Annotated in this window: 17 protein-coding genes, 3 pseudogenes and 1 riboswitch; of the genes and pseudogenes, 12 read left to right on the top strand and 8 right to left on the bottom strand. The window is 73.3% G+C overall.

The window, feature by feature from the left end; translation table 11 throughout:
* A pseudogene (locus ACWD0J_RS07135) lies at positions 1 to 380 on the bottom strand (VWA domain-containing protein); the annotation flags it as partial.
* A 344-nt stretch (positions 381 to 724) separates the two neighbouring features.
* Between ACWD0J_RS07135 and ACWD0J_RS07140 the strand changes: the two are divergent.
* Both ACWD0J_RS07140 and ACWD0J_RS07145 read left to right on the top strand, forming a co-directional pair.
* Positions 725 to 2,806: a PhoX family protein gene (locus ACWD0J_RS07140; protein ID WP_451494747.1), complete on the top strand. Its 2,082-nt coding sequence runs from the start codon at positions 725 to 727 to the stop codon at positions 2,804 to 2,806.
* Positions 2,807 to 2,967: 161 nt separating this feature from the next.
* Positions 2,968 to 3,167: pseudogene (locus ACWD0J_RS07145) on the top strand (PLP-dependent aminotransferase family protein); the annotation flags it as partial.
* On the opposite strand, the pseudogene ACWD0J_RS07150 reads toward ACWD0J_RS07145, so the two are convergent.
* Positions 3,073 to 3,495, bottom strand: a pseudogene (locus ACWD0J_RS07150) (hypothetical protein); the annotation flags it as partial. The pseudogenes ACWD0J_RS07145 and ACWD0J_RS07150 overlap by 95 nt on opposite strands.
* A gap of 198 nt (positions 3,496 to 3,693) precedes the next feature.
* Here ACWD0J_RS07150 and ACWD0J_RS07155 point away from each other — a divergent pair.
* Positions 3,694 to 4,269 carry an SH3 domain-containing protein gene (locus tag ACWD0J_RS07155; RefSeq protein WP_451494748.1) on the top strand — a complete coding sequence of 192 codons (576 nt, stop codon included), beginning with the start codon at positions 3,694 to 3,696 and terminating at the stop codon, positions 4,267 to 4,269.
* A gap of 124 nt (positions 4,270 to 4,393) precedes the next feature.
* Here ACWD0J_RS07155 and ACWD0J_RS07160 read toward each other — a convergent pair whose 3' ends face one another.
* Positions 4,394 to 4,855: a hypothetical protein gene (locus ACWD0J_RS07160; RefSeq protein WP_451494749.1), complete on the bottom strand. Its 462-nt coding sequence runs from the start codon at positions 4,853 to 4,855 to the stop codon at positions 4,394 to 4,396.
* 177 nt (positions 4,856 to 5,032) lie between these two features.
* Here ACWD0J_RS07160 and ACWD0J_RS07165 point away from each other — a divergent pair, with 177 nt between their 5' ends.
* Positions 5,033 to 6,199 carry a PP2C family protein-serine/threonine phosphatase gene (locus tag ACWD0J_RS07165; protein WP_451494750.1) on the top strand — a complete coding sequence of 389 codons (1,167 nt, stop codon included), beginning with the start codon at positions 5,033 to 5,035 and terminating at the stop codon, positions 6,197 to 6,199.
* A gap of 69 nt (positions 6,200 to 6,268) precedes the next feature.
* Positions 6,269 to 7,615 carry a hypothetical protein gene (locus tag ACWD0J_RS07170; RefSeq protein WP_451494751.1) on the top strand — a complete coding sequence of 449 codons (1,347 nt, stop codon included), beginning with the start codon at positions 6,269 to 6,271 and terminating at the stop codon, positions 7,613 to 7,615.
* 65 nt (positions 7,616 to 7,680) lie between these two features.
* On the opposite strand, the gene ACWD0J_RS07175 is transcribed toward ACWD0J_RS07170, so the two are convergent.
* Complete coding sequence (locus ACWD0J_RS07175) at positions 7,681 to 8,232, bottom strand: MarR family winged helix-turn-helix transcriptional regulator (RefSeq protein ID WP_451494752.1); 552 nt, start codon at positions 8,230 to 8,232, stop codon at positions 7,681 to 7,683.
* Positions 8,233 to 8,472: 240 nt separating this feature from the next.
* Here ACWD0J_RS07175 and ACWD0J_RS07180 point away from each other — a divergent pair, with 240 nt between their 5' ends.
* Together ACWD0J_RS07180 and ACWD0J_RS07185 are read left to right on the top strand one after the other, a co-directional pair.
* Complete coding sequence (locus tag ACWD0J_RS07180; RefSeq protein ID WP_451494753.1) at positions 8,473 to 9,477, top strand: permease; 1,005 nt, start codon at positions 8,473 to 8,475, stop codon at positions 9,475 to 9,477.
* A complete protein-coding gene (locus tag ACWD0J_RS07185) occupies positions 9,474 to 10,223 on the top strand; it encodes a TIGR03943 family putative permease subunit (protein ID WP_451494800.1) in 750 nt (249 codons plus the stop codon). Before ACWD0J_RS07180 ends, ACWD0J_RS07185 begins: the two co-directional genes overlap by 4 nt.
* 142 nt (positions 10,224 to 10,365) lie before the next feature.
* On the opposite strand, the gene ACWD0J_RS07190 is transcribed toward ACWD0J_RS07185, so the two are convergent.
* Positions 10,366 to 11,148, bottom strand: coding sequence for a hypothetical protein (locus tag ACWD0J_RS07190; RefSeq protein WP_451494754.1), 783 nt, complete (start codon positions 11,146 to 11,148; stop codon positions 10,366 to 10,368).
* Positions 11,149 to 11,515: 367 nt separating this feature from the next.
* On the opposite strand from ACWD0J_RS07190, the gene thrS reads away from it, so the two are divergent.
* Together thrS and ACWD0J_RS07200 are read left to right on the top strand one after the other, a co-directional pair.
* On the top strand, positions 11,516 to 12,736 hold the full coding sequence (thrS, locus tag ACWD0J_RS07195; RefSeq protein ID WP_451494755.1) for a threonine--tRNA ligase: 1,221 nt from the start codon (positions 11,516 to 11,518) through the stop codon (positions 12,734 to 12,736).
* Positions 12,737 to 12,773: 37 nt separating this feature from the next.
* On the top strand, positions 12,774 to 13,736 hold the full coding sequence (locus ACWD0J_RS07200) for a nucleoside hydrolase (protein WP_451494756.1): 963 nt from the start codon (positions 12,774 to 12,776) through the stop codon (positions 13,734 to 13,736).
* 6 nt (positions 13,737 to 13,742) lie between these two features.
* Here ACWD0J_RS07200 and ACWD0J_RS07205 read toward each other — a convergent pair whose 3' ends face one another.
* Entirely contained in the window at positions 13,743 to 14,828 is a 1,086-nt protein-coding gene (locus ACWD0J_RS07205; RefSeq protein WP_451494757.1) for a HoxN/HupN/NixA family nickel/cobalt transporter, read from the bottom strand.
* Between the two features lie 28 nt (positions 14,829 to 14,856).
* Positions 14,857 to 15,063: riboswitch (cobalamin riboswitch) on the bottom strand.
* A gap of 80 nt (positions 15,064 to 15,143) precedes the next feature.
* On the opposite strand from ACWD0J_RS07205, the gene ACWD0J_RS07210 reads away from it, so the two are divergent.
* Entirely contained in the window at positions 15,144 to 15,500 is a 357-nt protein-coding gene (locus ACWD0J_RS07210) for an ArsR/SmtB family transcription factor (protein WP_451494758.1), read from the top strand.
* Between the two features lie 83 nt (positions 15,501 to 15,583).
* Here the strand turns inward: ACWD0J_RS07210 and ACWD0J_RS07215 are convergent, their stop codons facing one another.
* The gene (locus ACWD0J_RS07215) at positions 15,584 to 16,531 is read right to left on the bottom strand and encodes an LAETG motif-containing sortase-dependent surface protein (protein WP_451494759.1); all 948 of its coding nucleotides are present in this window, start codon (positions 16,529 to 16,531) and stop codon (positions 15,584 to 15,586) included.
* A gap of 249 nt (positions 16,532 to 16,780) precedes the next feature.
* Here ACWD0J_RS07215 and ACWD0J_RS07220 point away from each other — a divergent pair, with 249 nt between their 5' ends.
* Positions 16,781 to 18,448, top strand: coding sequence for a glycoside hydrolase family 13 protein (locus ACWD0J_RS07220; RefSeq protein ID WP_451494760.1), 1,668 nt, complete (start codon positions 16,781 to 16,783; stop codon positions 18,446 to 18,448).
* Here ACWD0J_RS07220 and ACWD0J_RS07225 read toward each other — a convergent pair.
* Positions 18,445 to 19,158, bottom strand: a complete 714-nt coding sequence (locus tag ACWD0J_RS07225; protein WP_451494761.1) for a DUF4142 domain-containing protein — start codon at positions 19,156 to 19,158, stop codon at positions 18,445 to 18,447. The genes ACWD0J_RS07220 and ACWD0J_RS07225 overlap by 4 nt on opposite strands.
* Positions 19,159 to 19,341: 183 nt before the next feature.
* Between ACWD0J_RS07225 and ACWD0J_RS07230 the strand changes: the two genes are divergently transcribed.
* Positions 19,342 to 20,178: an MOSC domain-containing protein gene (locus ACWD0J_RS07230; protein WP_451494762.1), complete on the top strand. Its 837-nt coding sequence runs from the start codon at positions 19,342 to 19,344 to the stop codon at positions 20,176 to 20,178.
* Positions 20,179 to 20,245: the final 67 nt, after the last annotated feature.

The raw sequence follows: 20,245 nt of genomic DNA on the forward strand, positions 1-20,245 counted from the left end.
ACCGGGGCGGCAGCGGCGGCCGGGGCCTCGGCCGCCGGCTTCTCCGGGGCCGGCTCGGGCGCGGGCTTCGGGGTGAACTCCGTGGCCGGTTCGGGGGTCGTGGCCGGGGGCTTCTCCTCGGTCGCCCTCGGCTTCGGGACCGTCACGTTGTCGAAGGCTGCCGACACCAGCTCGTCGATGACGGACGGGGCCGGCTCGGGAGCGGGCGCGGGGCCGGGCACGGCGACGGACGTCGGCTCGGGCTCGGTGGCCGGGGCCGGTACCGTCGGCTCGGCCTTCTGCGAGGAATCCCGCTCCGCCCCCTGCGAAGGAACCGTGTCGGTGTCGCTCCCCTTGGGTGAGCGGCCGAACGCGTTGCGCAGGCGAGAAAGAATGCCCATCAGTGTCCTTTCGAGGGGGAACCACCGGCTTCAGACGGTGGGGATCGAACGTGGCTCTGTGGTGCGGACGTCCTCAGCGGGCCGGGCGGGTGCGCGACCCTTCGCGTGGAGGCCGTCAATCCCTGGCCAGGACGGACACGTAAGGTTAGCGGCCCGGACGGTGATCTTGGGCGGGGGCAGGTCATAGGCCGCCCCGGACGTCAAGGGCGACAACCGGACGCCGTCAACCGGCCGACCGCCACCCGGGGTTCACTCCCAGTTCATCGCCATGTCCCGTTCCCGCACAGACGTGCACCTAGCGTCCGTAACGTCGGATTCAAGGGGAAGCAAAGGGAAGAGCCATCGTGCGCATGCAGCTGCCGTTGATCAGAACGTCGTCGTCCGACTCGCATCCCGGCGGGCGGTCCGCCCTCACCTGCCGGTTCCGGTGTGGTGACGCCTGCTTCCACGAGGCGCCCAACACCTCCGCCAACGCGTACGTCGGCGATGTCATCGCCGGCGCGCTCAGCCGCCGCTCGATGATGCGGGCCGCCGCGGTCGTCACCGTGGCCGGCGCCGCGGGCACCGCCCTCGCCCAGCCGGCCGCCGCAGCTCCGCGGAGCGGCAGCGCCGCCGGCGCCGCGACGCACCGGCCTGGCACCTCCAAGGCCGCGCGCGGGCTGCGGTTCACCGCCGTCGCGCCGAACACCGCCGACACCGTGACCGTCCCGGACGGCTACCGGCAGAACGTCGTCGTCCGCTGGGGCGAGCCCATCCTGCGCGGCGCGCCCGCCTTCGACCCGGACAAGCAGACCGCCGCCGCCCAGGCCGGTCAGTTCGGGTACAACAACGACTTCCTCGCCCTGCTCCCGCTGCCGGGCGAGCGCGGCCGGCAGGTCCTCGTCGCCAACCACGAGTACACCGACGAGGTGCTCATGTTCCGTGGGTACGACGCCGCCGCCCCCACCCGCGAGCAGGTCGAGATCGCCTGGGCCGCGCACGGGCTGTCCGCCGTCGTCGTGGAGGAGGACCGCAGGAGCGGGAAGCTCACCGTCGTCCCGCGGCACTCGCTCAACCGGCGGATCACCGCGACCACCGAGTTCCGGCTCACCGGTCCCGCCGCCGGGTCCGACCTCCTGAAGACCTCCGCCGACCCGACCGGCCGCAAGGTCCTCGGCACGCTCAACAACTGCGCGGGCGGGACCACCCCCTGGGGCACCACGCTGCACGGCGAGGAGAACTTCAACCAGTACTTCGCCAACGCGAGCCGGACCACCGACAAGCGGTACGGGATCGGCACCGGCGCCTCCGAGCGCAAGTGGGAGCGGTTCGACAAGCGGTTCGACGTCGCCCAGGAGCCGAACGAGGTGCACCGCTTCGGGTACGTCGTCGAACTCGACCCGTACGACCCGCACTCCACGCCCCGCAAGCACACCGCCCTCGGCCGGTTCAAGCACGAGGGCGCGACCGTGCGGCTCACGCACGACGGCCGTCCCGTCGTCTACTCCGGTGACGACGAGCGGTTCGACTACATGTACAAGTTCGTCGGCAGCAAGCGGATGAAGCACGGAACCTCGCGTGCCGTGCGCGAGCACAACCTCTCGCTGCTCGACGAGGGGACGCTGTACGTCGCCAGGCTCACCGGTGACTCCCCGGCCATCGAGATCGACGGCACGGGCAAGCTCCCGTCCGACGGCGAGTTCGACGGCAGCGGCGAGTGGATACCGCTGGCCACCGCGACCGCCGAGGGCGCCGTCTCGCACGTCGAGGGCATGACGGCGGACGAGGTCTTCGTCTTCACGCGGCTCGCCGGGGACAAGGTCGGCGCGACCAAGATGGACCGGCCCGAGGACATCGAGCCCAACCCGCACACCGGCAAGGTGTACGTGGCCCTCACCAACAACACCAACCGCGGGATCGGCACGAACGCCCCGGCCGACGAGGCCAACCCCCGCAACGCCAACAAGCACGGGCACATCCTGGAGCTCACCGAGCGCTGGAACCGGGCCGACAGCACCCGGTTCGCCTGGTCGCTGTTCCTGGTGGCGGGCGACCCGAACGACCCGGCGACCTACTTCGCCGGGTTCCCGAAGGACAAGGTCAGCCCGATCTCCTGCCCGGACAACGTGGCCTTCGACCCGCACGGCAACCTGTGGATCTCCACCGACGGCGCCCAGCTCGGCTCCCACGACGGCCTGTTCGGCGTGGCCACCAAGGGCGAGCGGCGCGGTGAGCTCAAGCAGTTCCTGACCATGCCGACCGGCGCGGAGACCTGTGGCCCGGTCGTCCAGGACCGGCGCGTGCTCGTCTCCGTGCAGCATCCCGGTGAGATCAACGGCGCCACCGTGGACAACCCGGCCAGCACCTGGCCCGACGGTCCCGGCAGGATCGTCCGCCCGTCGGTCGTGGCGGTCTGGCGCGCGGACGGCGACGACATCGGCGTCTGACGGGAAATCCCGGAGGCCGGACATCCCGGAGACCGGAAATCCCAGGTCGTCCCGGAGGCCGGGTAAGTCCGGAGCGCAAGTAACCCCGTCGGCGATCGCGTCACCCGCTCGGAACGAGCGCGGTGACGCGGTCGCCGTTCCCGTCGGCTGCCGCCCTGCCGCCCTGGCGGGCGGACACCTTCACGGCCGCGGCGGTGCGGCGCACGGGATCGCCGTCACGCCGGGTCCCGCCTCCGCCGCGGACCCCCACCGCACCCCGGACGCCGTCAGGCTCGGACTCGCGGCGGCCGCTGTGCCGGATCTGCGGCGGGCGCTGCGGACGCTCGCCGGCGTCGCGCGTCAGGGCCGTACCGTCCGGTGAGCCGACAGGACAGCGCCACCGTCAGACCGAGCGCGACCAGCAGCCAGGAGACCGTGCGCAGGGTGGCCGTGAGGGCGTCGTAGAGGGCTTCGGCGGCCGGCCGGTGGGCCTGGTCGGGAAGGCCGGCCAGGGTGAGCCGGCGGCCGACGGCCACCGCGAGGCCGAGGAGCGCGCCGCCGGCCGCGGTGCCGAGCGCGGTCGCGGTGACCGCGCGGCGACGGCAGGCCGCGACCGTGATCCCGGTGACGGCGAGGACGGCCGCGGTGACGGGCAGCCAGAAACCGGCGACGTCGAGCAGGGCCGGCAGGGCGTTCCGCAGACGTGAGAGCACCCCTCAAGGCAAAAGCCAGGAGGCCGGACGGGCGAGCCGGACGGCCGCGCAGGGGTGCGTTCGGGTGCGTGCGGTGGGCCGGACGGGGGGAGGGCCGGGCCGCTGCGGCCCTTGGCGGAACTGGGAAGTCCGCTCTCCGGTGGAGGGTTCACCCGAACGGGTGTTTCCTGGAGCTGGGGAGAAGGAGGGCGATCCATGCGCACCACTCCGGTCCTGCGGACCCTGGCCGCGGCCCTGCTCACCGGCGGCACCCTGGTCGCCGCGACAGCGGGCACCACCGCGACGGCCGCGACCCCACCGACGTACGCCGACGGACACGGCAGCGGCGGATCCGGCGGTCCGATCTGGGGCACCGTCGTCTCCGGCACCGCTCTCAAGGTGAGGTCGGCGCCCACCACGCACTCCGGCATCGTGGACCGGCTCTCGCCGGGCACCCAGGACCGTGTCGAGTGCAAGGTCCGTGGCCAGAGCGTCAACGGCCATCCGTACTGGTACTGGTTCGTCGGCGCCCAGGGCTGGGCGAGTGCCGCGTTCGTCGACACCGGCGGACACCGGGTGCCGACCTGCGCGGACCCGTGTCCGCAGTGGAAGGACGGCGGCTGGCACAACCCCGACCGCAACGACCCCAGTTGGAGTGAGTCCTGGGCCGTGTCCGCCTCGGTTTCCTGGTCCGCCTCGGGTTCCGGCTCCTGGTCCTCCTCGGGCTCGTGGAGCTGGAGCGTCACCGGATCCTCATCGGGTGCTTGGGACTGGCTCCCGGTCGTCCGGTGAGTGGAGGGATGAGGGAAGACGTGGGCCCCGGCGAACGTGCCGGGGCCCACGCGCTGTTGTCCCTGCCGCCGGCCGGGTGCGGCGCTGTGCGGTCGACTGCGGGCGGTCCACTACGGGTTGGCGGTCAGCGGATGCGGTTGCCCTGCGCGTCCTCGCGTGTGTAGTAGCGGTAGAAGAACGCGACGAAGAACGCCGCCATGACGACCAGTCCCAGGACCGTGGCGCTCAGGACGCTCGCGCCGGACTGGCTGTAGAGGAAGGCGATGGCCGCGCCGGCGAACGCCGACTTCGTCAGCGAGTGCGCTTCGCGCTTCAGCCGCGGGGCCAGGGTCGCCACGGCGAGACACAGCACGACGAACGCGAGCGCGGTGACGAACCCGAACAGGACGTTCCAGCCGGTTATGGGACCGCCACCGCGCCGGTTGGCCGCCGCCCAGTACCCGTAGACGAGACCGAGGACGACGGGTACCCCGATCCTCGCCGCCCGGTGGACCCGCTCACCGAACAGGTCGGGTGTACGAGCCGGCGGCCTGGTCATGCCCTTCGTACCGCGCGTTCCTCGGGACCTGGGTGCCGCGTGAGCCATGAGAGCACTCCTTCCTCCTCGCCCCCGCTTCCAGAGCACACCGGGGGGCAGGGCCTGGCAAGTCGGCGCAGAGGCTTCCTCCGGGCGGTGGCCGGGCGGTGGCCGGGCGGTGTGGCCGGGCGGTGTGGCCGGGCGGTGCGGATGCGGGCGTCCGGGTGCCGTGTTTCGCTGGGGCGCATGAGGGCCGTGAGCGACGCTGGGCCCGGCCGGCGCCGGCACCAGCTGCTGCGCGTACGCGGCCGCAGCGTCGCCTGGCTGCCCCCGCTGCTGCTGCTCCTCGCCATCACGGGCATCGACTTCAACACCACCGGAGAGTTCCGGATCATCTCCTGGATCGTGCTGGTGCCCGGCATCGCCGCGGCGATCTGCGGGGTGGGGCTCACGGCCGCGTTCGCCGTGATCTCGCTCGTGACGTACTTCCTGGTGGACGGCGCCTGGCCGCACCAGTACCGGACCGGGCTCGCGGACTTCATCCTGGTCGGTATCGGCGGTCTGCTCGCCACGCTGGCCTGCGCGGTACGGGTGCGCGGCGAGCGCCACCTGCTGCGCATGCGGGACATCACCGAGACGATCCGCCGGACCGTGCTGCGCCCGCTCCCGCCGGGCTGGGGCGGCCTGGACCACGCGGCCGTCTACCTCGCCGCCGACAGCGAGGCCCGCGTCGGCGGCGACTTCTACGACATCCAGCCCGGCCTGTACGGCACCCGTGTCCTCCTCGGTGACGTGCAGGGCAAGGGGCTCGGCGCGGTCGAGGCGGCCGCCGCGCTGCTCGGCACGTTCCGCGAGGCCGCGTACCACGAGCCGGACCTGCTGACGGTCGCCCGGCGCCTGGAGATCCGGATGCGGCGGCACGGGCTGCACGTCACCGCCCTGGGCCGGGACGACGGCGACCGGTTCGCGACCGCCGTGCTGCTCGGCTTCCCCGCGGACGCCTCCGGCGTGGTGGAGGCCGTCGTCTTCGGCCACGAGCCCCCGCTCGCGGTCGGCCCCGACGGCGTACGGCACCTGCCGCCCGGCGACGGCCTCCCGCTCGGGCTCGGCGAGCTGGTGGCGGACGGGCTGCCGCCGCTGCGCCGGGTGCCCCTCGCCCCCGGCACCACCCTGCTGCTGACCACCGACGGCGTGACCGAGTCCCGGGACGGCGCGGGGTGCTTCTACCCGCTCGCCGACGAGGTGACCCGCGTCGTCGCCGCCGACCCGGACGCCGCCGACCCCCACCGTCTGGTCGCCCTCGTCCGCGACGGCACCCTGGGCCACTGCGGCGGCCGACTGGCCGACGACACGACGGTGTTCGCGGTGCGCCGGCTCGACGAGACCACCCGAAAGGGACGTTCGCCGTCCTGAGGCCCACCTTCGCAGCCGCAGCGGTTACGGTGCTGACGTACGTGATCGACGGGGGATGGGGAGGGACCGATGCCCGGGACCGTGCTGCTGCTCGCCGCCTCACCGGTGGGCAAGGGGTGTCTGGTGGACGCGGCGTCCGTGCTTCCCGTCCTCGCGGCGGTGCCGCCTGCGGTGCTGTCGGGCACCGACACGGCGAACGTCGTCGAGCTCGCCGACCCGCTGGAACCGCAGGCCGTCCTCACCCGGCTGCGGGCCGCCGCGACGGCCCCCGGACCGCTGACCGTGTTCGTCACCGGCCAGCTCCTGCTGGACCGCCGCCAGCACCTGCCCCATCTGGCGCTCGCCCGCACCACCACGTCCACCGTCCGCTACACCGCGTTCCCCTGGCACTGGATCCGTGAGGAACTGCGGCTGCGGACGCCCGGGACGACGTCCCTGCTCCTCGATCTGCACGCGGACGCGGAGACCTGGACGTGGCTGCGGGGCAACGTGCTGGACTGCGGCCGGAACAACGCCGTGTACGGGCGGATCGCGCCGCCGCCGTCACGGCGGACGGTGGCGGTGCCGGCGTACATGAAGGCGGTCGCGACGATTCTGCGCAGCGGCCGCCGGCCCGAGCTGGCGGAGCTGCATCAGCAGGCGGTGGTGCGGCTGGGGAGCGACGGGTACGGCGACCTGGTGCTGACGGCACCCGGGGGCGGGATGGCCGCCGTCCCCGCGGGCTCCGCCCCCAGACCCCCGTACCGGCCCGAACGGCCGCGTCCTCACACGCCGGACGGGCTGGACACGGCGAACCGGAACGGAGCGGTCGACGCCCGTCGACGGAGTGGGACCGACGGACCCCGAAGTGACACCGACGTCCCCCGACGGAGTGAGACCGACGTCCCCCGGCAGGGTGAGACCGACGTCCGCCGGCACAGCGACGGTGATGCCCGCTCACGTGATGCCGGTGATGCCCGCTCACGTGATGCCGGTGATGCCCGGCGGCGGGAGGACGACCCGCACGCCTACATCACCGCCGCCGTGCAGGACGGGCGGCACGGGGACGCCGACGCGCTGGCCGCCGAGCATGAGCAGGCCGCCGTGCGTGCTCACGGGCCCGGGTCCGAGCACGCCCTGCACTGGGCCGAGGTCCGGGCGGATCTGGCCATGTTCGCGGGGGATCCGGTGCGCAGTTGCCGTACCTGGCTGGCGGTGGCCGGGGCGCGGCTGGCCTTTGGCCAGGCGCCGGACTCGCCCGCCGTCGAGGCGGCCGTCGACCGCGCCCACCACCAGTGGAGCCAGATCCGGGACACCGGGCCCGCGCGTGAACTCGGTCCCGTGCTGGCGGAGTTGCGCGGCCGGGTCCCCGGCCGCCGGCAGGGCGCCCTGGAGAACGTGCACCGCCAGCTCCGCCAGTTGCAGACGCAGAGCTGACGAAGCACTGCGGGGGCGGCACTGCGGGGGTGTCCGGGGCGGTGTCCGTCATGGTCCGGCGACGGTCACCGGGTGTCCCCCAGCGAGACCAGCAGCGCGCGCAGCAGCCGGTTCAGGTCGCCGCACTCGTCGCCGGCCAGGCCCGACAGCAGCCTGCGCTGGTTCTCGGCGTGGCCCTTGAGGACCTTGTCGACCCTCTCCCGCCCGTCCTGCGTCAGCGCGATGTGCAGGCTGCGGCGGTCGCCCGGTACCGACTCCCGGGTGACCAGGCCCTGTGCGGCCAGCCGGTCCACACGGTGGGTGAGGGCGGCGGAGCCGATCAGGACGCCCGCGGCGAGCTCCTTGGCGGTGAGGGGCCGGCCACTGCGGCGCAGGGTGGCCAGGACATCGAACTCCCAGGTCTCCATGGCGTGTTCGGCGAAGTAGTCCTTCAGGCCGACGCCGAGGAGTCGTGACAGCCGCAGCACGCGGCCGACGGTGCCCATGGCGTCGAGGTCCAGGTCCGTGCCCAGGGCGGCCCACTGGTCCAGGAAGTCGTCGACGCAGTCGCGGGCGTCACGCGGGCCGGAGTGTCGCGGGGCGGAGTCATGTGGGGCGGAGTCATGTGGGGCGGTCACCTCGCCTCCCCTTCGTCGGTTTCGGCGGTTCGGTCAAGCGCGGTGGTTCGACTTCGAACAGTTTCGCCCTGTTTGCGGATCGGCGCTCGCCTTCTCGACGTCTGACAGTTCGACATCGAACGAAGGGGGGCGCACCCGCCGTCGGCCCGCGCCCGCACAGCCTCCTCTGTGAGGAAACCGGGGCGGCGCACAGCCGCCCCGGTTAGCCTGCGCCGGACGGTGAGCGGCGGGGCGAGGTACGTGGAGAACCAGAGAACGGTCGGCGACGGGCTGCGGCTCGCCGTGCGCGCGCTCGTCCACGCCACCCTGGGCGGGGCCGCGCTCCTCGCGATCGCGACCGTCGTCTCCGTGCTCGGGCCGACGCTCGCGCTCGACCTGTACACCCCGCCCGTCGCCGCCTGGTGGACCGTCTTCACGGCGGTCGCGGTGCAGGGCGTACCGTTCCTGCTGCTCGGCACCGTCGTCTCGGCGGCGATCGGCGCCTTCGTGCCGGCGACGGTCTTCCGCCGGCTCCTGCCCCGCAACCAGGCGCTCGCCGTGCCGGTCGCGGGCGCCGCCGGGGTCGTCCTGCCGGGGTGCGAGTGCGCGTCCGTACCGGTGGCCGGGAGCCTGATGCGACGCGGGGTCGCCCCCGCCGCCGCCCTCGCCTTCCTCCTCTCCGCGCCCGCGATCAATCCCGTCGTCCTGGTCGCGACCTCCGTCGCCTTCCCCGGCCGGCCGGAGATGGTGCTCGGCCGGCTGGCGGCCTCCCTCGCCACAGCCGTCGTGATGGGCTGGCTGTGGGCCCGCTTCGGGCGGGAGGAGTGGCTGCGGCTGCCCGCCCGGCCCGAAGCGGCACACACCGGGGGCCTGCGTGCCTTCGGCGCCGGACTCCAGCACGACTTCCTGCACGCGGGCGGCTTCCTGGTGCTCGGCGCGGCGGCCGCGGCCACCTTCGACATCGCGGTACCGCGCTCCGTCCTCGACCTCTTCACCGGCTCGGTGTGGCTGTCGGTGCTGCTGCTGGCCGTGCTCGCGGTCGTGCTGTGCGTGTGCAGCGAGGCCGACGCGTTCGTCGCGGCCTCGCTCAGCGGCTTCTCGCCCACCGCCCTGCTGGCGTTCATGGTGGTGGGGCCGATGGTCGACCTGAAACTGATCGCCCTGCAGACGGGCACCTTCGGGCGGGGCTTCGCCGTCCGCTTCTCCTCCGTGACGTGGGCGGTGGCCGTGGCGAGCAGCGTGCTGGTCGGGTGGCGGCTGCTGTGAGGCGGTACGGCTCCTCCCTCCTCCTGGTCCTGGTGGGCGCGGCGATCCTGCGGATCTCCCTGTTCAGCGAGCTGTACCTGCGGTACGTGCAGGTCACGCTGCGGCCCTACCTGATCGTGTCCGGCACGGTGCTCGTGCTGCTGGGCACCGTCATGGCGGCCGTACGGCGCTGGACGCGCGACGAGGAGGAGACGCACGACGGCGACGGCACACCCGGCGGCGACGAGGCGCACGGGCATCACCACGGGCCCGGCGGGCCCCGCGTCGCCTGGCTGCTCACCCTTCCCGCGCTGGCCCTGCTGCTCTTCCCACCGCCGGCCCTCGGCTCCTACAGCGCGCAACGGGAGGCGGCGCAGCGGGCCGCGCAGGGCGTCGGCACCTTCCCGGCGCTCCCGGCCCAGGACCCCGTCGGGCTGACCCTCGCCGAGTTCACGTCACGGGCGATCTACGACAGCGGACGGTCGCTGACCGGCCGTACCGTCCGCCTGACCGGCTTCGTCACCCACGGCGACGACGGCACCTGGTACGTCACCCGGCTCGCCGTCACCTGCTGTGCCGCCGACGCCACGACCAGCAAGGCCGAGGTGCGCGGCGACGACGCTCCCCCGGCCGACACCTGGGTCACCGTCACCGGCACCTGGCACCCGAGGGGCGGGCTGGGGACGGACGCGGCCTGGCCGGCGGTGCTGGACGCGGTGTCGGTGCGACGGGTCGAGCAGCCGACGGATCCGTACGAGCAGCGGTGACCCCTGTCGCGGCTGGACGAGGCCGCCGCGCCCGCCCGTGCGGGCGGGACCGTGCAGGCGGCCGAGCGGTACCGGGAGATCACCGGGGGCGGCCTGGAGGAGGCCGAGGAGGCGTTCGGCCGGCTGGCGGGCACCCCTAGATCTAGATCTGGGCCCGGCCGTGTCTGTGGACCTCCGTCAGACGCCGCGCTCCCAGGTCCACGGCCGCCTGGGTGACGTCGTCGGACACGTCGCCGAGGCCGCCGTGGGTGAGCCCGATCGCGTCGTCGCCGACGCGGACGACGGCGACGTCCAGGGTGAGCACGACCGGCTCGCCGTTCAGCGTCGCGCCCGCCAGGGCGATCCGCAGCCCCTGCCGGGCGTCTCCCGCCTCCGGCAGGGCCGCGTCGGTGACGTAGACGTCCGTCACGTTGCCGTGGGCGGTCGTCGCCGGGAACTGGGCGCACTTCTGCGGCAGGGTCCTCAGCCAGGCCAGGCTCCGGTCCACGTCCGCCCGGCTGTGGGTGACGACCTGGTAGCGCAGCTGGGATCCGTTCCAGACGTCGTCGAGGCTGATCGCGGCACGGGGGCGGGCGTCCGCGCCGAACAGTTCCTCGGCGTAGAGGGCGTCGAGCAGGCGCCGGCACTCGGGCTGCTCCGTCGTCGCCTTCAGCAGCCCGTCGTGCCAGGTCGCGGCGCCCTGCGTGGGAGCCCAGGGTTCACCGAGATCGGCCTCCGTGACGAGGGCGGCCCGCGCCTGCGCCTGGGTGAGACCGGCCGCGGACGGGGACGGGGCGGCGGAGGCCGCGGGCGCACTGCTCGGCGGGGTGACGTCGGGTCTGCGCGCGGTGGGCGGTGTGCTGAGGGCGGAGCAGGCGGTCACGGCGGCCAGGGCACCCAGGGCGAGGGCGGCGGCGAGGGTGCGGGCGGCCGGGGCTGGGGTCATCGGGGAGGTCTCCTTGAGAACGTCCAAGATCGAGTACGCCCTCTTACGGCACCACCCGCCCCGACGCTCCACCAGCGAGCCGGTCCGTCCGGGTGAGCGCGAGCGAGGCCGAGCACCTGCCCGCTCGCCTGCCTGCCCTGTCGCCTGCCCGCGCCGGCCCGCCTGCGAAAAACCCGTCGCCCCGCCCTCCGCCCCCTGTTACCGTCCCCGCATGCAGCGCGCCCACGTGATACGTCCGTCTCTCACGACGACGCCGGAGAGTGTCCCGGCGCGCTGACAGCAGAGCTGCATCGAAGCCCCGGGGCGAGTGCCCCGGGGCTTCGTCGTGCGGGGGCTCGTTCCGGGCGGACCGTGAGGAGAGCCCGCCATGCACGACCACCGCCGACTCGGCCGCGAACTCGGCCTGTTCGACACCGACCCGCTGATGGGCGCGGGGCTGCCGTACTGGCTGCCCGACGGGGCCGTCGTCCGGCAGGTCCTGGAGGAGTACGTCCGGGAGGCCGAACGCGCCGCCGGCTACCGGCACGTGTACTCGCCCGTCCTCGGCAAGCGGGAGCTGTACGAGATCTCGGGTCACTGGTCCCACTACAGCGACGACATGTTCCCGCCGATGCGGCTGGGCGCGGAGGAGGTCGTGCTGCGGCCCAGCCTCTGCCCCCACCACGCGCTCATCTACCGCTCCCGCTCCCACAGCTACCGCGAACTGCCCCTCCGAATGGCGGAGTTGGGTGGCATGTACCGCTCCGAGCTGTCCGGCGTGCTCGGCGGGCTGACCCGCGTCCGGGCCATCCACCTCAACGACGCGCACATCTTCTGCACCCTGGAGCAGGCCGTGGACGAGGCCCGGGACGCGCTGGAGTTCATCGGCCGCGCGTACGCCGATCTCGGCATCCGGGCCGCCCGCCACCGCCTGTCCCTCCCCGGCGAGGGCGGCAAGTACGTCGCCGCCCCCGGCCTGTGGCGGCGGGCCACCGCGCTGCTGCGGGAGGTGCTGGACAGCTCCGGCATCCCCTACGAGGCCGCCGAGGGCGAGGCCGCCTTCTACGGCCCCAAGATCGACGTCCAGATCACCGATCCGGCCGGCCGCGAGGCCACCCTCTCCACCGTCCAGATCGACTTCCACCAGCCCGAACGCTTCGACCTGCACTACATCGGCGCCGACGGGGCGAAACACCGGCCGGTCATGGTGCACCGCAGCGTCATCGGCAGCGTGGAGCGCGCGGTCGCGCACCTCGTCGAGCAGCACGGCGGCGCCTTCCCGGCCTGGCTCGCTCCGGTCCAGCTGGCGGTGCTGCCGGTCGCCCGGGCGCAGCAGGAGCGGGCCCACGAGCTGGCCCGGCGGGCCGTGGCGCGCGGGCTGCGGGCGGAGGTGCGCGGACCGGACGAGGGCAGCCTCGGCGCCCGGACCCGGGCCGCGCGCCTGGTGCCGTACCAGGCGGTGATCGGGGAGCGGGAGGCCGACGGCGGTCTGGCGGCCGTACGGCTGCGGGACGGGCGCCGGCCGGGAGCCCTGCCCGTCGCGGAACTCCTCGGCCGGATCGGCGCCCGCGTCGGGGCTCGCGGCACCGAACTGTGGGCGGCTGCGTAAGGTCGGTCCCCAAGCCCGTGGCGAGAGGACTCCCGACGTGACCGGTCAGCCCATCCCGGTGATCATCGACTGCGACACCGGTGTCGACGACGCCCTGGCCCTGCTGTTCGCCGTACGGCACCCGGGTCTCGACCTGCGCGCGGTGACCTGCGTGGCCGGGAACACCGACGTCGACGGGGTGGTCCGCAACACCCTGACCGTGCTGGAGCAGGCCGGGGCGCCCGGCATCCCGGTCGCCCGGGGCGCCGAGCGCCCGCTGATCGAGCGGGTCCGCACGGCCCGGCACGTGCACGGCGAGGACGGGATGGGCGACCTCGGGCTGCCCGCGCCCACCCGGACGCCGGTCGACGTGGACGCCGTCACCCTCCTCCGGCGCGAGATCCTCGCCTGCCCGAGGCCGGTCACCCTGATCCCGATGGCACCCCTGACGAACATCGCTCTGCTCCTGCGCACCCACCCGGAGGTGGTCCGCAACATCGAGCGGATCGTGTTCATGGGCGGCGCGGTGGCCACCGGGAACGCCACACCCGTCGCGGAGTTCAACGTGTGGCACGACCCGGAGGCGGCGGCCGTCCTGCTCACCGCGGGCGTGCCGATCACCATGTACGGCCTGGACGTCTTCCAGCAGGTCCTGGTCCCGGCGGCGGACGTGCGGCGGCTGCGCGCCGCGGCCGAGCCCCGCCTGCGGCTGGCCGGCGAGCTCCTCGCCCACCGCGACCCGGCCACCTCCGGCGACCCGACCCCCACCGGTGGTCTGGGCGACGCGGGCGCGGTCTGCGCGGTCGTCGACCCGGAGGGGATCACCACCGAGCCGCTGCCGGTCGAGGTGAGCCTGGCCCCGGGCCCCGCCCGGGGCCAGACGATCGTCGACCGCCGCCCGCGCCCCGGCGAGTCCGAGATCCACCAGGGCGTCCGCGACAAGCCCCTGGTGGACGTGGCGTTGGGCGTCGACGTGGAGCGGTACGTCAAGCTGTGGCTGACGACCGTCGAGGGGGTCTGACCGGCCTCAGCGCGTCTCCGCGGCCGGCCGCACCGCCCACCGCTGCTCCACTTTGGCGACCTTCCAGTACGACACCGCCGCCGCCCACACCACCACGAACAGGCCGACGATGACGTAGCCCACGTTGTCGAGGTCGATGCCGGCGATCCACGTGGTGAGCGTGTCGCTGAGGGCGAGCTTCTCGTGCAGGACGCCGATGAGCTGGATGGTGCCGATGATGAAGGCCACCGCGATGGACAGGCCGGTGATCGTGAGGTTGTAGAAGACCTTGCGGACGGGGTGGGAGAACGCCCACTGGTAGGCGAAGTTCATGAACGTGCCGTCGAGCGTGTCGAACAGGCTCATGCCGGCCGCGAACAGCAGCGGCAGGCAGAGGATCGCGTACCAGGGCAGTCCGGCCGCCGCGCCCGAGCCCGCCATCACCATCAGGGTGACCTCGGTGGCCGTGTCGAAGCCGAGGCCGAAGAGGAAGCCCAGCGGGAACATCTGGCCGGGGCGGCTGATCGACCTGGTGAGACGGCCCAGGATCCGGTTCATGAACCCCCGCGAGTCCAGGTGCTGTTCCAGCTCCTTCTCGTCGTACGTCCCCGCCCGCATCGCCCGGAACACCCTCAGGATGCCGAGCAGGGCGACCAGGTTGAGGGCGGCGATGAGATAGAGGAACGCCCCGGAGACCGTCGTACCGACCACACCCAGGACCTGGTGGGTGCGCGACTGGTCGTTCAGGAGGGTGCCCGCGAGCGCGGCGCCGCCCGCCACCAGCGCGGCCATCACCACGACGACACTGGAGTGGCCGAGCGCGAACCAGAACCCCACCGACACCGGCCGCTTGCCGTCGGCCATCAGCTTGCGGGTGGTGTTGTCGATCGCGGCGATGTGGTCGGCGTCGAAGGCGTGCCGCATGCCGAGGGTGTACGCGGTGATGCCGAGGCCGATCCCGAAGGCCTTGTCACCCACCTCGTAGTGACCGGGGACGACGACCAGGAGCAGGAGGCCGAAGGCGACGACGTGCAGGGCGGCGATGACGGCCATCAGGCCCACCGTCCGCACGGTGTCCTCGCGCCGCCAGCGGAAGGAAACAGGCTCGGTCATGCGATCACGCTCCAGCACCTCGTGGATCACTTCGTGAGATGCCGTGGCCGGTCTCCTGGCTTACGGGTCGTACGTGCGCGCACCTGCCTTCCCGGCCCCCTCGCGGTGGCCAGTGGCTGTCCCTTCCGGGACGGCGGTACGCGAACTCCCCGATCACAGTGGCGAGGGCCGCTCCGGACTGGCCCCCTGAAGGGGCGTCACCGGCTTCCCGAGCACCACGGCCCGCCCACCGTAGGGCGGCACGCGCTCTCCTGCATAGCTGCGCACCTGCGCAGGTATGGAAGATCACATCAGGGTGCCTGCGAGGATGGCGGTATGCATCTCGTTCCGGCCGACCGAGCGGATCGCCGCACCATCGACGGGCACCGGGTGTGCGACGCGATCGCCGCGATCGGCGAACCCGGCCAGGTGCGCGCCTGGGCCGGCCGCTTCTCGCTGCTCGCCGACCCGAAGCGGCTCGCGCTGCTGCTCGCGCTGCACCGCACGGGACCGTTGGCGGTGTCCGACCTGGCGATCGCCACGGGGATGAACGACCCGGCGGTCTCGCAGGCGCTGCGGCTGCTGCGGGCGGCGGGCGTCGTGGAGGGGGAGAAGGAGGGGCGGATCGTGCGGTACCGGGTGGTGGACGGGGACGTCGCGGCGCTGCTCAGGCACTGCGCCGCAGACGGCTGAGGGCCCCGGGGGTGCGCCTGTGGCTCCCCGGGGCCCGTCCGTCCGCCCGCCCGACGCGGCGCGCCGGGCGCCCGGTTCGTGTCCTACGCGCGCGTGGCCTTGCGGCGCCGCGTCGCCATCACGAGGCCCGCGCCGCCCGCGAGCAGCACCGCCGCGCCGATCGCGATCGGGCCCGTGCTGCTGTCGGCGCCGGTCTCCGCGAGGTCACCGCCGCCGCCGTTCGGCGCGGGTGCCGGGGCGGCGCTGGACTCGGCGGCCGACGGCGCCGGGGAGCCGGTGGACGGCGCCTCGGTGGCCGGCGTCGCGCTCGCCGGCGGCTCCGTGGCCGGCGGGGTCGTCCCCTCGGCCGGCGCCGACGGCTCGGCGGACTCCGGGGCGGAGGGGGTCGGAGCCGGGGTGGCCGGCGGCTCGGACGGGGCCGTCGTGCAGTCCTTCGTGCCGCCGTTCCAGGCGGCGATCAGCTTGTCCTTGATGACCGGGCGGTCCGGGCCCTTGGGCAGGTCGCCGTGGACGAGGCCGTCCTTCGCGTCGAGCTCGCCGTCGAACTTCACCGCGCCCCGGTAGAGGTCGACCTGCGCGAAGCAGCCCGCGTCCGGTATCGCGATGTCCAGGGACTCGGTCTGCCCCGGCTTCACGGTCACCGTGTCGAAGTCGACGAAGACCTGCTCGCCGGAGGTGGCGAAGGTGGCGCCGTGGGCGAGGTAGGAGGCGAGGGAGGCGGTGCAGGTGGCGGCGTCTCCGGCGGTGCGGACCTTGATGTGGACCTTGCCGTCGTCGGTGGGCCTGAGGTTCTGGTCGTCGACCTTGACCGAGTCGAAGAAGCCCGTGCCGTCCAGGGAGAACTGGCACCGGTCGGTCCCGGTCTCCGTACCCGCGCCCGTGCCCGGCCGGTAGGTGCCGCCGGAGTTCCAGCCGTCGCCGCCGGGAGTGCCGTGGGCCCAGGAGGTGGGGGCGGAGACGGCACAGAGGACGAGCGCCGCGGCGCCCGTTCCCAGCAGGCGGCGCGCGGTGACACGTCTGGCTATGGACATGCGGATCCCATCGGGGTGAGTGGTCTGAGAAAAACACTGGGCTCATTGGTCACATGCGCCACAGTGCCCGCACATCCTGGATCCCCCCGCTGAACGCTGTCAACCTGCGCGTATGCAGGGGGAGTTCAAGAAGCCATCACATTTCTGCCACAGGAGGAATGAAGTGCTCCGGACGGCGTTCGAGTTCCCTTTCCCGACAATGGGGACAGGTACCTGAGTGCCGTCCACCACCGCCACGAGGGAGACCGCGTGACCGAGTCCCTGCCCGACCGAACCGACCTCTCGTCCAAGGACCCCAACTGGTGGCGGCAGGCCGTCGTCTACCAGATCTACCCCCGCAGCTTCGCCGACGCGGACGGCGACGGACTCGGGGACCTCAAGGGCATCACTCGGCGGCTGGCCCATCTCGCCGCCCTCGGTGTCGACGCCCTGTGGCTGAGCCCCTTCTACCCCTCCGAACTCGCCGACGGCGGCTACGACGTCGCCGACTACCGGGACGTCGACCCGCGCCTGGGCACCCTGGACGACTTCGACGCCCTGGCCGCCGAGGCGCACCGCCTCGGCCTGAAGGTGATCGTCGACCTCGTCCCCAACCACACCTCCCACCAGCACGCCTGGTTCCAGGAGGCCCTCACCGCCGGCCCCGGCTCACCCGCCCGCGACCGCTACGTCTTCCGCGACGGACGCGGCCCGCACGGCGAACACCCGCCCACCGACTGGCAGTCCGTCTTCGGCGGCAGCGCCTGGCGGCGGGTGCCGGACGGCCAGTGGTACCTGCATCTGTTCGCCCCCCAGCAGCCCGACCTGAACTGGGCGAACGAGGAGGTGCGCGCCGACTTCCGCACCACCCTGCGCTTCTGGTCCGACCGCGGGGTGGACGGCTTCCGCGTCGACGTCGCCCACGCCCTGGCCAAGGACCTGAGCGAACCCCTGCGCGACCTCGGCGCCCCGGAACTCAGCGGCGAGGAGACGCTGGCCGCGTTCCCGCCCGGCACCCACCCCTTCTACGACCGCGACGAGGTCCACGAGATCTACCGCGACTGGCGCAAGATCCTCGACGCCTACCGCCCGCCCCGCATGGCCGTCGCCGAGGCCTGGGTCCCGGGCGTGCGACGCGCGCTGTACGCCCGCCCCGACGAACTCGGCCAGGCCTTCAACTTCGAGTACCTCCAGACGGGCTGGGACGCCGGCGCCCTGCGCCAGGTCATCACCGACTCGCTGGCCGACGCACGGACCGCGGGGGCGTCGGCCACCTGGGTCCTGTCCAACCACGACGTCATCCGCCACACCTCCCGGCTGATGCTCCCGCCCGGCACCGACGACAACGCCTGGCTGCTGTCCGGCGGCCACGCCCCCGCGATCGACACCGCGGCGGGCCTGCGCCGCGCCCGGGCGGCCACCCTCCTGATGCTGGCGCTGCCCGGATCGTCGTACGTCTACCAGGGCGAGGAACTCGGCCTGCCCGAGGTGGCCGACCTGCCCGTAGAGGTGCTCCAGGACCCGATCTGGGAGCAGACGGGCCGGGTCCGCAAGGGACGCGACGGATGCCGGGTGCCGCTGCCGTGGACGACGACGGGCCCCTCGTACGGCTTCGGGTCCGGCGGCGCCTGGCTGCCGCAGCCGGAGAGCTTCGCGGGGTACGCCGTCGAGGCCCAGGACGGGACCGAGGGCTCGACCCTGGAGTTCTACCGCACGGCCCTCAGGCTGCGCCGCAAGCTCCAGGAGGGCGAGTCGCTGACCTGGGCGGACGACACCCCGGCCGGGGTGCTGGACTTCGCCCGCCACGACGGCTGGCGGTGTGTCGCCAACCTGTCTCAGAGGGCCGTGCCCCTGCCGGCCGGGGAGGTGCTGCTGAGCAGCGCGCCCCTGACGGACGGGCTGCTCGGGCCGGACACCACCGTCTGGCTGACGTCCTAGCCGGCGGCGTTCGGGTTGGCCGTCGGGGTCGCGGTGCTGGTCGCCGGCGGGCTGAGCACGACGATGGGCTCACCGGGCTGCGGCGGGGGCGGCGTGAGCTGCTCGTCGGGCAGCTTGGGCGGGGTGGTCTGCTGGAAGAGGGCCTGGTCGTAGTTGACCAGGCCGGTCTTCTCCATGACCGTGATGTGGTCCAGGACGGTGTCGTTGGCCTGGTCGGCCAGCTGCCGCACCAGGCTGTTCTTCGTGGTCGAACGGATCTTGGCGACCGTGTTGAAGATCGAACCGTGCGTGGTCCGCAGGATGTTGGCGAAGTTCGAGTCGAACTCCCTGCCGGTGTTCGAGTCGATCTGGTTCACGAAGGCCACCTGCTGCGGACTCGCCACGTTCGGCAGGGTGATGTTCAGCATCGGGGCGATCTGGCGGCACATGGCGTCCAGTCCGGCGTGCCCGTCGATGAGGTGCTCGCCCGCCGTGACGACCTCCTTGGTCGTCCCCTTCTTCAGGGCGATCTGACCCAGCGGGTACTCCCACAGCCCGGCCGCGCGCACCTTCACCACGAAGTCCCGGTCCTGCTCCGTCAGCGGCCCCCACTGCGTCTGCGCGATGATCCGGTCCTGAGCACTGGAAACGGTGCTGAGGCCGAGCATCGACGGATAGGCGAGCGCCCCCAAGGTCAGCGTGAGGGCACCGCCCACGAAGAGAGTTCCCATCGCGTTCCGCGAAAAGCGCACCATGCCTCCTGCCCGTTCGAGGGCCCACCGGTCGGCGGGCCTGACGGAGAGGAGTACGGATGGGAACCGGCTCGGAGTCTATAGAAAGGGTAAAGAAATCCGTGCGGTGGTCGGGTGGCACGGGCTAGCTTCGGCGGAGGCGACCGAGGGGAGGGCCGGATCATGGCCGCAGTGGTGGAGCTGACGTACTACCCGGTGAAGGGCTGCGCGGGGATCACGACGGGCGAGGCGGAGGTCGGCCCCGCGGGTCTGGCGCACGACCGCACCTTCATGGTCGTGGACGCGGACGGGACCGCCCGCACCCAGCGGCGCGACCCCCGGCTGGCGCTGATCACGCCCGAGGTGAGCGAGGACGGCGGGCGGCTCACCCTCCGGGCACCGCGGTACGGGCCGTTGCACCTCGATGTGGACACCACCGGCGCCCGCCGGGACGTGACCATGTTCGGGAACCCGTACCGGGCCGTCGACCAGGGAGACGCGGTGGCCGCCTGGCTGTCGCGCGCACTCGGCGCGCCGAGCCGGCTGGTACGGGTCCCGCCGGAGCACGACCGGGTGACCGACGGCCGGACCCCGGGCACCTCCGCCTTCGCGGACAGCTGCGCCCTGCTCGTGCTGTCCCGCGCCGGCCTGGACCTGCTGAACCTCAGGATGGCCGAGCGGGGCGCGCCCCCGCTGCCCATGAACCGGTTCCGCCCGAACATCGTCCTCGCCGGCTGGGACGAGCCGCACACCGAGGACCGCGCCCACCGCCTCACCCTCGGCACCGCCGAACTGGCCTACGCCAAGCCGGCCGTCCGCTGCGCGGTCACCCTCGTCGACCAGGACTCCGGCACCCGGGCGGGCCCGGAACCCCTGCGCACCCTGGCCGGCTACCGCAGATCCCCGGACGGCGTCACCTTCGGCACGAAGTTCGCGGTGCTGCGGCCCGGCAAGGTGTCGGTGGGCGACGAGGCGGTGGTGGGCGAGTGGAGGGAGCCGGACCGGACCGGTGCCCGATGAACGCACACGGCTGCGGATGACGCGCCACGGTGACCGGCCATCTCGTCTCCAAGGGTGCGGGTGGAGG

The sequence above is a fragment of the Streptomyces sp. NPDC003011 genome (assembly GCF_053591515.1).